Origin of the sequence: Bacteroides sp. AM10-21B (assembly GCF_003472565.1) — a bacterium.
Taxonomy (GTDB): domain Bacteria; phylum Bacteroidota; class Bacteroidia; order Bacteroidales; family Bacteroidaceae; genus Bacteroides; species Bacteroides propionicigenes.
On the sequence record NZ_QRME01000008.1, the window covers coordinates 1 to 15,091 of the forward strand.

The 15,091-nt window shown below is 44.9% G+C and carries 16 protein-coding genes; 14 read left to right on the forward strand and 2 right to left on the reverse strand.

The genetic code is table 11. The features are described 5' to 3' along the window. Positions 1-85 precede the first annotated feature (85 nt). From DW121_RS11575 to DW121_RS11590, 4 genes are all read left to right on the forward strand, one after another. Positions 86-580, forward strand: a complete 495-nt coding sequence (locus DW121_RS11575) for an HU family DNA-binding protein (RefSeq protein WP_117713067.1) — start codon at positions 86-88, stop codon at positions 578-580. Between the two features lie 121 nt (positions 581-701). After that, entirely contained in the window at positions 702-1,184 is a 483-nt protein-coding gene (locus tag DW121_RS11580) for a ferritin (RefSeq protein WP_117713066.1), read from the forward strand. A gap of 157 nt (positions 1,185-1,341) precedes the next feature. Next, positions 1,342-1,581: a DUF4160 domain-containing protein gene (locus DW121_RS11585; RefSeq protein ID WP_117713065.1), complete on the forward strand. Its 240-nt coding sequence runs from the start codon at positions 1,342-1,344 to the stop codon at positions 1,579-1,581. Positions 1,582-1,587: 6 nt separating this feature from the next. Beyond that, positions 1,588-1,998, forward strand: coding sequence for a DUF2442 domain-containing protein (locus DW121_RS11590; RefSeq protein ID WP_117713064.1), 411 nt, complete (start codon positions 1,588-1,590; stop codon positions 1,996-1,998). A 43-nt stretch (positions 1,999-2,041) separates the two neighbouring features. Here DW121_RS11590 and kbl read toward each other — a convergent pair whose 3' ends face one another. Then, entirely contained in the window at positions 2,042-3,229 is a 1,188-nt protein-coding gene (gene kbl / locus DW121_RS11595) for a glycine C-acetyltransferase (RefSeq protein WP_117713063.1), read from the reverse strand. A 156-nt stretch (positions 3,230-3,385) separates the two neighbouring features. On the opposite strand from kbl, the gene DW121_RS11600 reads away from it, so the two are divergent. From DW121_RS11600 to DW121_RS11620, 5 genes are all read left to right on the forward strand, one after another. After that, positions 3,386-4,342 carry an NAD-dependent epimerase/dehydratase family protein gene (locus tag DW121_RS11600; protein ID WP_117713062.1) on the forward strand — a complete coding sequence of 319 codons (957 nt, stop codon included), beginning with the start codon at positions 3,386-3,388 and terminating at the stop codon, positions 4,340-4,342. A gap of 20 nt (positions 4,343-4,362) precedes the next feature. Beyond that, positions 4,363-5,211: a DUF4348 domain-containing protein gene (locus tag DW121_RS11605; RefSeq protein WP_118323846.1), complete on the forward strand. Its 849-nt coding sequence runs from the start codon at positions 4,363-4,365 to the stop codon at positions 5,209-5,211. A 5-nt stretch (positions 5,212-5,216) separates the two neighbouring features. Continuing rightward, complete coding sequence (gene murB / locus DW121_RS11610) at positions 5,217-6,200, forward strand: UDP-N-acetylmuramate dehydrogenase (RefSeq protein ID WP_118323847.1); 984 nt, start codon at positions 5,217-5,219, stop codon at positions 6,198-6,200. 25 nt (positions 6,201-6,225) lie between these two features. After that, the gene (locus DW121_RS11615; RefSeq protein ID WP_118323848.1) at positions 6,226-6,990 is read left to right on the forward strand and encodes an MBL fold metallo-hydrolase; all 765 of its coding nucleotides are present in this window, start codon (positions 6,226-6,228) and stop codon (positions 6,988-6,990) included. Positions 6,991-7,062: 72 nt separating this feature from the next. Then, complete coding sequence (locus DW121_RS11620) at positions 7,063-8,718, forward strand: DUF3352 domain-containing protein (RefSeq protein WP_117713058.1); 1,656 nt, start codon at positions 7,063-7,065, stop codon at positions 8,716-8,718. Between the two features lie 53 nt (positions 8,719-8,771). Here DW121_RS11620 and DW121_RS11625 read toward each other — a convergent pair whose 3' ends face one another. Next, a complete protein-coding gene (locus DW121_RS11625; protein ID WP_117713057.1) occupies positions 8,772-9,140 on the reverse strand; it encodes a DUF3127 domain-containing protein in 369 nt (122 codons plus the stop codon). A gap of 164 nt (positions 9,141-9,304) precedes the next feature. On the opposite strand from DW121_RS11625, the gene dnaN reads away from it, so the two are divergent. The 5 genes from dnaN (at position 9,305) to rlmB (ending at position 15,089) form a co-directional block, all read left to right on the forward strand. Then, a complete protein-coding gene (gene dnaN / locus DW121_RS11630) occupies positions 9,305-10,429 on the forward strand; it encodes a DNA polymerase III subunit beta (RefSeq protein ID WP_117713074.1) in 1,125 nt (374 codons plus the stop codon). A 156-nt stretch (positions 10,430-10,585) separates the two neighbouring features. Further along, positions 10,586-11,356, forward strand: a complete 771-nt coding sequence (locus tag DW121_RS11635) for a 3'-5' exonuclease (protein WP_117713056.1) — start codon at positions 10,586-10,588, stop codon at positions 11,354-11,356. Between the two features lie 37 nt (positions 11,357-11,393). Then, positions 11,394-12,614 carry a bifunctional phosphopantothenoylcysteine decarboxylase/phosphopantothenate--cysteine ligase CoaBC gene (gene coaBC / locus DW121_RS11640; protein WP_118323849.1) on the forward strand — a complete coding sequence of 407 codons (1,221 nt, stop codon included), beginning with the start codon at positions 11,394-11,396 and terminating at the stop codon, positions 12,612-12,614. A 43-nt stretch (positions 12,615-12,657) separates the two neighbouring features. Further along, on the forward strand, positions 12,658-14,319 hold the full coding sequence (gene recN / locus DW121_RS11645) for a DNA repair protein RecN (RefSeq protein ID WP_118323850.1): 1,662 nt from the start codon (positions 12,658-12,660) through the stop codon (positions 14,317-14,319). A 29-nt stretch (positions 14,320-14,348) separates the two neighbouring features. Next, positions 14,349-15,089 (forward strand): 23S rRNA (guanosine(2251)-2'-O)-methyltransferase RlmB, encoded by a 741-nt coding sequence (gene rlmB, locus DW121_RS11650; protein ID WP_118323851.1) that lies wholly within the window; start codon positions 14,349-14,351, stop codon positions 15,087-15,089. The last annotated feature ends 2 nt before the right edge of the window (positions 15,090-15,091 follow it).

Here is a 15,091-nt window from a genome sequence, read left to right on the forward strand (position 1 = left end):
AAATCATCCTGTCATTCAGAGGAGCTTGCGACGAAGAATCTCCTCCCTTCTCCCCTTATTTTTTAATTCTAAATTCTCAATTAACATGGCAGTACCATTTAAGAAAGTGGGTTATCGGAAAGACCCCAAAAACAAAGATTCCGAGATAGTTTTTCATCCGCGCCTTGTGACCATGGGCCAGACCATGACGCTGGACAGCATTGCGTACGAGATGAAAGAGAAGAGTTCCCTTTCCTACGGCGACATCAAGAGCGTGCTGACGAACTTCGTGGAAGCGATGCGTACGGCGCTGTACAACGGGCACTCGGTGAATATTCAGGATTTCGGCGTGTTCAGCCTTTCCGCCCGCTCTGCGGGTGTGGCGGATGTGAAGGATTGCACGTCCAAGAATATCCGGACGGTGAAGATAAACTTCCGCGCATCGAGTAGCGTAAAGCCGAACCTTACTTCCACACGTGCCGGGGAGAAGATTGAATTCCTCGATGTGCAGGCAGCGATAGACGGTGAAAACTCCGGTGGCGGTGGCAATGGCGGCGGCGTGATTCCCGACGAGGGGGATAAGGACAATCCGCTCGGATAGTAAACATGATATCATGAGATTGTATTTTGTCTTTTTTACTAAATAATGTTATTGAGATGAACAATATCCATGCAGTCTTGTTATATTTGTAATCATTTCAATTTACTTAATAAATACAATTATGATAACAGAAAAATTACAGAATGCAATTAACGAGCAGATTACGGCTGAGATGTGGTCATCTAACCTTTATTTAGCAATGTCTTTCTATATGGAGAAAGAGGGTTATTGCGGAATGGCTTCTTGGTTGAAGAAGCAATCTTTCGAGGAACACGGACATGCTTGTGAATTGGCATCGTACATCATCAAACGCGGCGGTAAGGCTAAATTAGATAAAATTGATGTTGTTCCCAACGATTTCGGTACTCCGCTGGAAGTATTCGAACAGGTTTACGAACACGAATGCCGCGTATCGAAGATGATTGATGCTCTGGTGGACGTAGCCGCAGCCGAAAAAGACAAGGCTTCTCAAGACTTCTTGTGGGGATTCGTTCGCGAACAGGTAGAAGAAGAAGCTACCGCTTCCGGCATCGTAGACATGATAAAGAAAGCCGGTGCTTCCGGAATCTTCTTTATTGATGCGAAACTGGGTGAAAGAAAATAATAGAAAAAAGTGATAATGATAGGGTGGTAGGGTGATAGGCTTTACCACCCTATTGCTTTTTTATCACCCTACCACTTTTTTTATATTATTTCATGTTTCTTCTTGTGGGTAATTAAATAATTACCTATCTTTGTAATAAGAAGAAAAAGAAATAGTTATGCCTACAATATTTATCTTGTTTGGTTTTCGTTTTATGTTTTATGCTAACGACCACGAACCTATTCATGTTCATGTAATAAAGGGGAATGTTAGTGCGAAATTTATATTATTCCCTGTCATGTTAGTAAAAAACAATGGCTTGAAATCTTCTGAGTTGAAGCTTGTAGAATCTATAATTGAAGAAAATCAAGAGGTAATAGCAGAGCATTGGAATAAATTCTTTAACAAAGCAAAATGAACGGTTATGAAAGACGTAGTAGAAAAAGTATGGTTGACCGATACAGCTGTATGGATACGTACAATTGACGGTAAGGAAGCCTGTGAAGAATTTGCAAATTATCAAAGATTAAAGTTTGCCACTCCTGAACAGCGTGCGAATTTTGAAGTGGGTGAATATGGTATTCATTGGAAAGAATTGGATGAAGATTTAAGTTTTGAAGGTTTTTTTCAAGAAAAGAAATCGAATCCTTTATATGATTTGTTTATTGCCCATCCCGAACTGAACGCCTCTGCAGTAGCCCGCCGTTTGGGCTTGTCACAAAGTTTGTTTGCCCAATATGTGAGTGGGGCAAAGAAACCGTCGAAACAACGTTTTGATGAAATAATAGAAGTTATACGTGAAATAGGGCGTGAGCTAATAGCTGTACCCGCATGAAAGAAGTGGTAGGGTGATAGGCTTTACCACCCTATCACCTTTTTTATTTCAGTACTCCCAATTCCTTTCCTACTTTTATAAACGCTGCGATACATTTATCCAAATGCTCCTTGTCGTGTCCGGCGGAGATTTGCACACGGATGCGTGCCTGACCCTTCGGCACAACAGGATAATAGAATCCGGTTACATAGATACCTTCTTCCTGCATACGGGCAGCATAAATTTGAGACAGCTTGGCATCGTATAGCATTACTGCGCAAATGGCGCTTTGAGTAGGCTTGATGTCAAAGCCGGCAGCGGTCATCTTGTCGCGGAAGTAGTTTACATTTTCTACTAACTTGTCGTGCAGGGCATTACTTTCTTTCAGTATTTTGAACACTTCAAGACTTGCACCGATGATGCCCGGAGCGAGCGAGTTGGAGAACAGGTACGGGCGGCTGCGCTGGCGCAATAAGTCGATAATCTCCTTGCGGCCTGTGGTGAAACCACCCAAAGCGCCCCCAAAGGCTTTGCCCAACGTGCCGGTGTAAATATCCACACGCCCGTAGGTATTGTACTGTTCGCTCACGCCATGACCCGTAGCGCCTACCACGCCGGCAGAGTGAGATTCGTCTACCATAACCAACGCGTCGTACTTCTCGGCAAGGTCGCATATCTTATCCATAGGAGCCACGTTGCCGTCCATAGAGAATACACCGTCCGTTACGACGATGCGGAAGCGTTGCGCTTGGGCTTCTTGCAGGCATTTCTCAAGTTCGGTCATGTCGGCGTTGGCATAACGGTAGCGCTTTGCCTTGCAGAGACGCACACCGTCGATAATGGAAGCGTGGTTCAAGGAGTCGGAGATAATGGCATCCTCTTCGGTGAAGAGAGGCTCGAACACACCGCCGTTGGCGTCAAAACAGGCAGCGTAAAGAATCGTGTCTTCCGTCTTGAAGTAATCGGAAATGGCGGCTTCCAATTCTTTGTGAATATCCTGTGTTCCGCAGATAAAACGGACGGACGACATTCCGTAACCGCGTCGTTCCATTATTTTCTGAGCTGCGGCTATCAGGCGGGGATGATTGGACAATCCCAGATAATTGTTGGCGCAGAAGTTCAGCACTTCCTTGCCTTTCACGGTGATGGCAGCTTGTTGCGCACTCTCAATCAGGCGTTCCTCTTTGTAGAGTCCAGCTTCTTTAATTTCAGCAAGAGTTTTGCTGAGATGGTCTTTCATTTTACCATACATAGCTTTTTATTTTAATAAGTGAGACATCGTAATCTGAAGCTCTACAAAGGACATCATTTTTCTTGGAATAAACAATATCTTTTTGATAGAAAAATGAAAAAAAAGTACGTATATTTGCGCATCGGTAATGTGAAGAATACCTTATAAATAAGTTGTATGAAGAATATTTTGGTAATTGGAGCCACAGGACAGATTGGCTCGGAGTTGACATTGGAGTTGCGCAAGCGTTATGGTGACGACCATGTTGTGGCCGGATACATTCCGAGCGCTATGCCGCAAGGTGAGTTAAAAGCCTCTGGTCCATCGGCGATTGCTGATGTGACAGACCGCCAGTCTATTGAAGTAGTTGCACGACAATTCAAGATTGATACAATTTATAATTTGGCTGCCTTGTTGTCGGTAGTCGCCGAAAGCCGTCCGGCAATGGCGTGGAAAATCGGTATAGACGGGTTGTGGAATGTACTGGAAGTAGCCCGTGAGTACGGTTGTGCCGTATTTACGCCGAGTTCTATCGGTTCGTTCGGAGAAAACACTCCTCATGTAAAGACGCCGCAAGACACCATTCAACGCCCGCGCACCATGTACGGCGTAACAAAAGTGACGACAGAATTGTTAAGTGATTATTATTATACGAAATATGGGGTGGATACCCGTGCGGTACGCTTCCCCGGCATTATCTCCAATGTGACGCCTCCGGGTGGCGGTACGACGGACTATGCGGTAGATATCTTCTATTCGGCTGTGAAAGGCGAAAAGTTCGTCTGTCCCGTAAAGGCGGGTACATTTATGGACATGATGTATATGCCCGATGCCATCAATGCGGCTATCTCGCTGATGGAAGCCGCTCCGGCGCGTTTGAAACACAGGAATGCGTTCAACATCGCTTCCATGAGTTTCGACCCGGAAATGATTTACGCTGCTATCAAGAAGCATGTGCCCGATTTTGAGATGGTTTACGAGGTAGACCCTTTGAAACAGGCCATTGCCGACAGTTGGCCGGACTCTTTGGATGACTCCTGCGCCCGTGAAGAATGGGACTGGATGCCGCAATTCGATTTGGAGTCCATGACCGTGGATATGCTTGAAAAGCTAAGAGCAAAATTAAATAAATGACCGTAGAGGGTCAGTAAAGAATGAAACAATTACTAACGGGATTCTGCATACTCATTTTTCTGTTCTCATGCGGGAACAGAAAGACGAAGATGGATCCCTTTACTACCATTACCGAAATGGTGGATTCGGCAAACCATAAGGCCGATACGCTGCTGCAGGCTGAGGTGGAGGAAGAACCTAAACCGTTGGAAGCGGACGAACTGTTTGATGATTTTATCTTCAACTATGCTTCGGACGAGGCTTTGCAACGGGAGAGGACGGTGTTTCCTTTGCCTTATTACAACCGGGACACCCCTTCAAAAATTGAGGAGCGTTTCTGGAAGCACGACTACCTGTTTACCAAGCAAAATTATTACACATTGCTTTTCGATCGTGAGAGTGACATGGATATGGTGGGTGACACAGCGTTGAAGTCCGTACAGGTGGAGTGGATTTACCTGAAAACGCGCATGGTGAAGAAGTATTACTTTGAGCGTAAGGAGGGTATGTGGATGTTGGAAGCCATTAATTTGCGCCATATAGAGGAAGGTGAGGGCGAGAATTTTGTGGATTTCTACACCCGTTTTGTGACGGACAGCTTGTATCAAAGCAAGCACATCGCCGACCCGCTGCAGTTTGTCACGATTGACCCCGACGATGAGTTTGCCATATTGGAAACGACCCTTGATGTGAACCAATGGTACGCTTTCCGCCCGCCGCTGCCTGTGGACAAGTTGTCCAATATTAACTACGGACAAAAGAATGAGGATAATTCTAATACGAAGATACTGAAAGTGAACGGTATCGGCAACGGATATTCCAACGTATTCTACTTCCGGAGACGGGGAGGAGAGTGGGAGATGTATAAATATGAGGATACGAGCATTTGAAATTTATGAGAATACCCAATACATTCGGATTTGATGTGAAAGCTGCCTTGTATGCAGAATATGACTCGGTAGAGGAACTGGAGAAAATGATAGCCGAAGGGCGTATCACTTCTCCTTTTCTACATATGGGATGCGGCAGTAATTTATTGTTTGTGAAAGACTATGACGGCATTGTGCTGCACTCGCGCATCGGTGGAATGGAGGTGACTGCAGAAGATGACGAACAGGTGTGCGTGCGTGTAGGTGCGGGCGTGATATGGGATGATTTTGTGGCTTATTGCGTGGAACGGGGTTGGTATGGTGCGGAGAATCTGTCGCTAATCCCCGGTGAAACGGGTGCAAGCGCTGTACAGAACATCGGCGCTTATGGCGTAGAGGTAAAAGACCTCATTTTGTCCGTGGAGACGGTAAATATTCGCGGTGAGAAGCGCATTTACCAAAAGGATGAATGTGAATATGCCTACCGGAAAAGCCTTTTTAAGAAGCCTGAAATGAAGTCGGTCTTTGTGACTTACGTAAACTTCATACTGGGCAAGAAAGAATGCTATACATTAGACTATGGCACGATTCGTCAGGAGCTTGCCAAGCATCCGGCGGTGAATTTAGCTACCCTGCGTCAGGTGATTATAGATATCCGTAACAGTAAATTGCCCGATCCGAAAGTGCTGGGCAATGCCGGAAGTTTCTTCATGAACCCCATTGTGCCGCGTGCGCTTTTTGAAAGGCTGCTGCATCAGTATCCTTCTATGCCTCACTATGAGGTGGATGCCGACCGGGTGAAGATTCCTGCCGGATGGATGATAGACCAATGCGGCTGGAAAGGCAAGGCCTTGGGACCTGCAGCCGTACATGATAAACAGGCTTTGGTGCTTGTGAATCTGGGTGGCGCGACCGGAAAAGATGTGGTTGCTCTGTCGGATGCTGTCAGGGCTTCGGTTAAGGAGAAATTCGGTGTGGAAATTTGGCCGGAAGTAAACTTTATTGAGTGATTAACGATTAGTGAGCTGCGCTGTTATGAAACTGACTATATTAGGAAGCGGAACATCTACCGGGGTGCCGGAAATAGGTTGTATGTGCCCTGTTTGTACTTCTGCTGATTCGCGGGATAACCGCCTGCGGGCATCGGCCCTGTTGCATACGGACGATGCGACGATACTGATAGATTGCGGTCCCGATTTCAGGACACAGATGTTGCGGGCTTCTATTTACGAACGGATTGACGGTGTGCTGATTACCCATGAACACTACGACCATGTGGGTGGACTGGATGATTTGCGCCCTTTCTGCCGCTTCTCGGAAATACCCATCTATTCAGATGCCTATACTGCAACCCATTTGAGGGTGAGGATGCCATATTGTTTTGTGGACAAGGTGTATCCGGGTGTACCGCGCATCTACTTGCAGGAAGTGGAAGCCGGCAAGCCTTTTTCTATCCGGAAAACAGAGATATTGCCGGTTGCCGTGATGCATGGACGGCTGCCCATCTTGGGATATCGCATTGGCGGACGTTTGGGATATATAACGGATATGCACACGATGCCGGATGTTTCGTATGAACAATTGCGGGGACTGGATGTTCTGGTAATAAACGCTTTGCGACCACAGCCGCATCCTACGCACCAGAGCATATCGGAAGCGTTGGCGGCTGCGGAACGTATTGGCGCAAAAGAAACTTATTTTATCCATATGAGTCATCATGCAGGACTGCATGCCGGAATAGACAGTCAATTGCCGCCCCATATGCATTTTGCTTATGATGGTATGGAAATATATTTCTAAACTTTTTAAAACATTTGTTTTGTTTTATTAGTAGAAATACCTATTTTTGCCAACAGTTGATGAATTTATGCCATGAAGCTCCGACTCCTCATAAGAATAGCCGTTATTGTGTCCATAGTTTTGCTATGTACGGGCTTTGGCGTATATTCGTTTCTGCGTATGAATGCAGTGGAAAACCAACAGGATTTTAATCTTTTCACATTAGTGCCGCAGGATGCTACAGCCGTACTTGAAACAGACCGTATGGCGGATTTGATGGAAGACATCAACGGGCTGCATTGCAGCAAGGACGACCATTTCCTGTATGTATCTGAACTTTTCGTCTACCTGAAGAAATATCTTAATACGTTGGTGGGTGACACGCCGCATGGATTGAGCAAGCAGATGAACAAGATGCTTATCAGCTTCCATGAACCGGATACTCCTCTGAATCAAGTGCTATATTGCAGCCTGGGGACAGGAGACTACGAATTGGTAGAGTCTTTTGTGCGTAAGTATTGTTCCAGCACTTTCCCTTCTAAATATTTTGACTATAACGGAGAGGAAATACGTATTTATCCCATGGAGGACGGACGTTTTCTTGCGGCTTATTTCACATCGGATTTCTTGGCTGTCAGTTTCCAGAAGCGTTTGATAGAACAGGTGATTGACGCTCGCCGTGCTGACCGTTCGCTAATGGATGTGCCCTCTTTTCGTACCATGTATGCCGGCAAACGCAATAATGTGACGGCAACGGTGTATGTACGCATGAAGGAAGTGGATATGGGTAAGGATACGGACGGCATCCGTTCGCAAACGCGCTTGGGAAGCTGGGCGGAATTTGATATGAAGTTCAACGAGGAAGCCATTTATTGTTCCGGTATCAGTCATGGAGCGGATAGCACCCATACCTTTATCAATGCATTACGCAAACAAAAGCCGATAAAGGGATTTTTGGGAGAACGACTTCCCTCATCGACTTTTTTCTATGACCAATGGGCTATTTCGGATTTGGAATCGATGTTCGGCTTTACTTCACGGCAGGAATATGCCAAGGCGACTTATTCCAATTATATCAAGAAGCGGGATGAAGAGTGGATGATGTTTATGAAAGAATATGCGGGAGAGAGTATCATGTCCTGCTTGTTTCAGTCCAAAGATACTGCTGACAAGTACCCTTGTGCCGTAATGAGCATCCTTGTAAAGGATGAAGCGCGGGCGGAACGTTATTTGCAGCATATGCTCTACGCTACCCCCAAAGAAAAGGATGCTCCGATGGTGCCGCAGACATCTCCCAATTATAAGCAATACCCGCGTGCACGAAAGTATCGTCAGTATATGTTACCTCGAAATACTATGTTGACGCAACTGACGGGTATTACAGAGTCTGCACTGCATACCTACGCTTGTTTCTATAAAGGAGCGTTGTTGCTGGCTCCCGATGCGCAAAGTCTTTCCGCTTATATAGATGCTGTTGAGAATAAGGAAGTGTTGGATGGTACTTCGGTATATGAGGAGGGGGTGGGCAGCCTTTCTTCCTATTATAATTTTGCCATGATGGTGGATATGGAGGAGATGATGTATCAACCGGAAACCTATGTACGGCTGATACCGAATTTCTTTTTCCGCCAATCCAAGTTTTTCCGCCATTTCGTAATTGGCATACAATTTACTTGTACGGATGGAGTGGTGTACCCGAATCTTGTCTTACTGTATAAAGGGCAGGAGTTGGAGGAAATTGAGAATTAAAAATTGAAAAACCTCTTTTCTTATTTCTCAATTTTTAATTCTCAATTCTCACTTTAGAAGGGTAAATCGTCTTTAGCGTCTCCGGACAAAAATTCCGGTGCTGCAGACGGAGCCGGCGGCGGAACCGGTGCGCCCGGTGCAGGTGCGGCTGTGCTGACGCGTTCTACTTTCCATGCACGAATACTGTTGAACCAGCGGTCTTGCCACTGACGTGCGTCAACATCGAAAGAAACTGTCAATTCTTCGCCCATCTGGATGTTGAATTGTTCTATTTTATCCGCTCCGAATACGTCAAAACACATCTTACGGGGATATTGTCCGTGATCCTCGATTACGTATTCCTGTGCCTTCCACTCGTTACCTGTCTTGGAAACTCCGCCTCTGGGCTGGAGTATAGCGATAATTTTTCCTGTAAATTCCATTGTTGTCTTTTTAAATGATGCGGCGAAGTTACAATTTTTTAGGGATATGCGACGAATAAACAGCTGTTTTTTCTTACTATTTCTTTGTCGTAGGGAATTCTTTTTTTAACTTTGTCCGTTAGTTAACAAGTTGGTTGAAATTAAAACTTAAATATACAGAATATATGAAATTTATCGTTTCGAGTACTGCGCTCTCCAGCCATTTGCAGGCTATCAGCCGCGTGATTAATTCGAAGAATGCGCTGCCTATTTTGGATTGTTTCCTCTTTGAACTACAAGATGGAACTCTGTCTGTAACTGTTTCTGATAGCGAAACAACTATGGTTACTACAGTCGAAGTGAATGAAAGTGATACGGACGGACGTTTTGCGGTGACTGCCAAGACTTTGTTGGACGCTTTGAAGGAAATTCCCGAACAACCCCTGACATTTGACATCAATACAGACTCTTTGGAAATTACGGTACAATATCAAAACGGTAAATATAGCCTGATGGGTCAGAATGCGGATGAATTTCCCCAGTCCGCTATGTTAGGCGATAATGCTGTTCGCGTGGAAATGGATGCGCAGGTGTTGTTGGGCGGTATAAATCGTGCAGTGTTTGCAACCGCTGATGATGAACTCCGACCCGTAATGAACGGTATCTATTTTGATATTACTACCGAAGATATAACAATGGTAGCTTCCGATGGTCATAAACTGGTACGTTGCAAGACGCTGGCTGCCAAAGGCAATGAACGTGCAGCTTTCATTCTCCCCAAGAAACCCGCAAACCTGATGAAGAACTTGCTGCCGAAAGAACAGGGCATGGTAACGATAGAATTTGATGAACGCAACGCTGTTGTCACCTTAGAAAACTATCGTATGGTGTGCCGTCTGATTGAGGGACGTTATCCGAACTATAACTCTGTCATTCCGCAAAACAATCCGTACAAGGTAACAGTAGACCGCCAACAGCTTATCGGTGCATTGCGTCGTGTGTCTATTTTCTCATCACAGGCAAGCAGCCTTATCAAGTTGCGTATGCAGGAGAACCAGATCGTGATTTCCGCACAGGACATCGATTTTTCCACTTCTGCAGAAGAAACACAGATATGCCAATATGCCGGCAACCCGATGAGCATCGGCTTTAAGTCTACTTTCCTGATTGATATTCTGAATAATATATCAGCGGATGAAGTGGTTATCGAATTGGCTGACCCTTCACGTGCCGGTGTTATTGTTCCGGTAGAGCAGGAAGAGAATGAAGATCTGCTGATGCTGTTGATGCCGATGATGCTGAATGATTAATAAAACAGTAATCTGTTGTTTTTTTGATTTAGGCACGGATTATGCGGATTTCACGGTTCGGGTTTATAGAGAAACCGTGTCAGTCCGTGTAGTCCGTGCCTAAAAGATAAATTCGGGACAGATTATTTGTAGGATGAAAACTAAATACGAAACTTCATGAAATTAAATCTGAAAAATCCGATTGTCTTTTTTGATTTGGAGACTACGGGAACAAATATCAACTCCGACCGCATAGTGGAAATCTGTTATCTTAAAGTATATCCCAACGGAAATGAAGAAACCAAAACCATGCGTATCAATCCCGAAATGCACATTCCTGCAGAAGCTTCTGCCGTTCATGGCATTTATGATGAAGATGTAGCGGATTGCCCCACATTTAAAGAAGTGGCACGTAATATCGCTAATGATATTGAAGGTTGTGATCTCGCCGGTTTCAACTCTAACCGTTTCGATATTCCTGTTTTGGCAGAAGAATTTCTGCGTGCGGATGTGGATATTGATATGAGCCGTCGCAAATTTGTGGATGTGCAGGTTATTTTCCATAAAATGGAACAACGTACGTTGTCTGCCGCCTATAAGTTCTATTGTGATAAGAATCTGGAAGATGCTCATACAGCGGAAGCTGATACGCGCGCTACCTATGAGGTGTTGATGTCACAACTGGATCGCTATCCTGAGTTGCAGAATGATGTAGCTTTTTTGTCGGATTATTCCAGCTTCAACAAGAATGTGGATTTTGCAGGACGCATGGTTTACGATGATAAAGGTGTGGAAGTCTTTAACTTCGGCAAGTATAAAGGTATGTCGGTAGCGGATGTGCTGAAGCGTGATCCGGGCTATTACAGCTGGATACTGAACAGTGATTTTACACTGAACACCAAAGCTATGCTGACTAAAATCCGTCTGCGTGAAATTACCCAGAAGTAATATTCTGCTTGTATTTTGTAATTAGTAACTTGATTTCATGGCAAATCCACTGAAAGGAAAGAAAATAGTACTCGGCATTACAGGAAGTATTGCCGCCTATAAGGCCTGCTATATCATTCGCGGGCTTATAAAACGAGGAGCGGAAGTGCAAGTCGTTATAACTCCTGCAGGAAAAGAATTTATAACTCCCATTACTTTGTCAGCTCTTACCGGTAAGCCTGTCATTAGTGAGTTTTTTGCACAACGTGACGGTACTTGGAACAGTCACGTGGATTTAGGCTTGTGGGCGGATGCCATGCTGATAGCTCCGGCTACAGCTTCCACTATCGGCAAGATGGCGAATGGTGTTGCCGACAATATGCTGATAACCACTTATCTGTCTGCCAAAGCCCCTGTTTTTGTTGCTCCGGCAATGGACTTGGATATGTATGCCCATCCGTCCACCCAAAAGAATTTGGAGACGCTCCGTTCCTATGGCAATCATATTATAGAACCGGGAACAGGTGAACTGGCAAGTCATTTGGTGGGCAAGGGCAGAATGGAAGAACCGGATGTAATTATCCGTCATTTGGAAGAGTTCTTTGCTGCCAAAGACGGTGATTTGGCCGGAAAGAAAATAATGATAACTACCGGACCGACATATGAAAAAATTGACCCCGTACGTTTCATCGGCAATTATTCATCAGGTAAAATGGGTTATGCGCTCGCTGATGAATGTGCGGCAAGAGGAGCGGAGGTTATTCTGGTTTCAGGACCGGTTCAGCTTCAAACGCGTTATTCTATGCACCGGCATATTAATGTAGAATCTGCCGGACAGATGTTTGAGGCTGCTACTTCTTTGTTTTACAATGCGGATGCTGTTATTATGGCTGCGGCCGTTGCCGACTATACGCCGGAACAGGTTGCCGATAAAAAAATAAAACGGGAAAAGACCGGAGATATATCATTGAATCTGAAACCGACGCAGGATATTGCCGCTCACTTGGGAGAAATGAAAAAGAAATACCCCGGTAAAGTTCTGGTGGGATTCGCCCTCGAAACCAACGATGAGCAGCATAATGCGGAAGATAAACTAAACCGTAAGAATTTGGACTTTATAGTGCTTAATTCATTGAATGACAAAGGTGCCGGATTCCGTTACGATACTAATAAAATCAGCATCATAGATAGGAATGGTAAAAAGGATTATCCGTTGAAGTCTAAGGTGGAAGTGGCTGCGGATATTATTGACCATTTAGTGGAAGTGATGAGACAGTAGCCTTATTTTTCAATTATCAACTCTCAATTCTCTATTTAATAAAATGTTGCGTTCTCTATACATACAGAATTATGCGCTTATCGAGAAACTTGATATAGACCTCGGCAGCGGTTTTTCGGTGATTACAGGTGAGACCGGTGCCGGAAAATCCATTATATTAGGAGCTATCGGTCTGTTGTTGGGGCAGCGTGCCGATGTGAAGTCTATCAGGCAGGGTGCTGCAAAATGTGTGATTGAAGCCCGTTTTGAGATTGCCGGTTATGGTATGCAGCCTTTCTTTGAGGAAAATGAATTGGAATACGAAGATGAGTGTATTCTTCGCCGTGAAGTCTATGCTTCGGGTAAAAGTCGTGCGTTCATAAATGATACGCCCGCTTCATTGGTACAGATGAAAGAACTTGGCGAACAATTGATTGACGTGCACTCGCAACATCAGAATTTATTGTTGAATAAAGAGGGCTTCCAATTAAACGTACTGGATATACTGGCGCACGATGAAGAAGAGCTTGCTAAATACCAAACCCTTCACCGGGAATGGAAGCGGGTACAGCAGGAGTTGGAGAATCTAACAGCCCTTGCAGAGCAGAATAAAGCTGATGAGGATTATATCCGGTTTCAGTTGGAACAATTGGAAGATGCACACTTGACTACCGGAGAACAGGAAGAACTGGAACAGGAAGCCGATACGCTGAGCCATGCGGAAGAGATAAAAGCCGGGTTGTTCCGTGCCAATCAGGTGATGAACTCCGATGAAGGCGGACTGCTTTCCGCACTGAAAGAATGCCTGAATACAATGTTGGGATTACAGAAAGTATATTCTTCCGCAGGAGAACTTGCCGAACGTTTGGAAAGCAGCTACATCGAACTGAAAGATATTTCTCAGGAGATTTCAGGAAAGGAAGATGAAATTGAATTTAATCCCGCCCGGCTGGAAGAAGTGAATGATCGCTTGAATCTGATTTATACTCTCCAACAGAAGCATCGCGTCTCTACGGTGGATGAACTTTTGGCTTTGACAGATGACTATGCCGCTAAACTTTCCAATATCACTTCATCGGATGAACGGATTGAAGAACTGAAAGCTCATAGCGAAGTTTTATATAATAAGGTGAAGAAACAAGCTGCGGTGCTTACCAAGTTGCGTACCGCTGCGGCTCGTGAGGTTGAGAAACAGATGGCAGCCCGCCTGATACCGTTAGGAATGCCCAATGTTCGTTTTCTGGTGGAAATCGGTACACGTAAGGAACCGGGTATACATGGTGCGGATACGGTAAACTTCCTTTTCTCCGCCAATAAGAACGGAACTTTGCAGAATGTCTCTTCGGTAGCTTCGGGTGGTGAGATAGCTCGCGTTATGTTGTCCATCAAAGCAATGATAGCCGGAGCTGTAAAGTTACCCACTATCGTATTCGATGAAATAGATACCGGAGTTTCCGGTGAGATAGCCGACCGCATGGCAGACATAATGCAGGAAATGGGCGATAGTGACCGCCAAGTTATCAGTATCACCCACTTGCCGCAGATTGCAGCTCGCGGACGCGCTCATTATAAAGTGTATAAGCAGGATAATGAGACGGAAACCAATAGCCATATCCGCCGCTTGACGGATAAGGAGAGGGTAGAGGAAATAGCCCATATGTTGAGTGGCGCTACCTTGACGGAAGCTGCACTCAATAATGCCAAAGCATTGCTTGGTACTGCTTAGAGATAAAAAATAAAAAACAATAAGATACAATGGTAGATAAAAGTGAAATGATTTTCGGCGTTCGTGCCGTAATAGAAGCGATTCAGGCCGGTAAGGACATCGACAAGATACTGGTAAAGAAAGATATTCAGAGCGACTTGTCCAAAGAGTTGTTTGCCGCTTTGAAGGGAACTTTGATTCCCGTACAACGTGTCCCGGTAGAGCGTATCAACCGCTTTACCCGTAAAAATCATCAAGGCGTGATAGCGTTTGTCTCGGCTGTGACTTATCAGAAAACGGAAGATTTAGTACCTTTTCTTTTTGAGGAAGGCAAGAATCCTCTGTTTGTTATGCTGGACGGTATAACGGATGTACGCAACTTTGGAGCGATAGCCCGTACTTGTGAGTGTGCGGCGGTAGATGCTGTTATTATTCCTGCCAAGAACAGCGTTACGGTAAATGCCGATGCGGTAAAGACTTCGGCAGGTGCATTACATACTTTGCCCGTATGTCGTGAACAGAATTTGAAAGATACTTTGCAGTTCCTTAAAAATAGCGGTTTCCATATTGTGGCTGCTACGGAAAAAGGTGATTATGATTATACAAAAGCCGATTATACGGGCCCTATGTGTATAATCATGGGAGCTGAAGACAAGGGAGTTTCTTATGACAACCTCGCGTTATGCGACGAATGGGTAAAGATTCCGATGCTGGGTACGATTGAGTCTCTTAACGTATCTGTTGCAGCCGGTATCTTAATTTACGAAGCTGTAAAACAAAGAACCAACTAAAT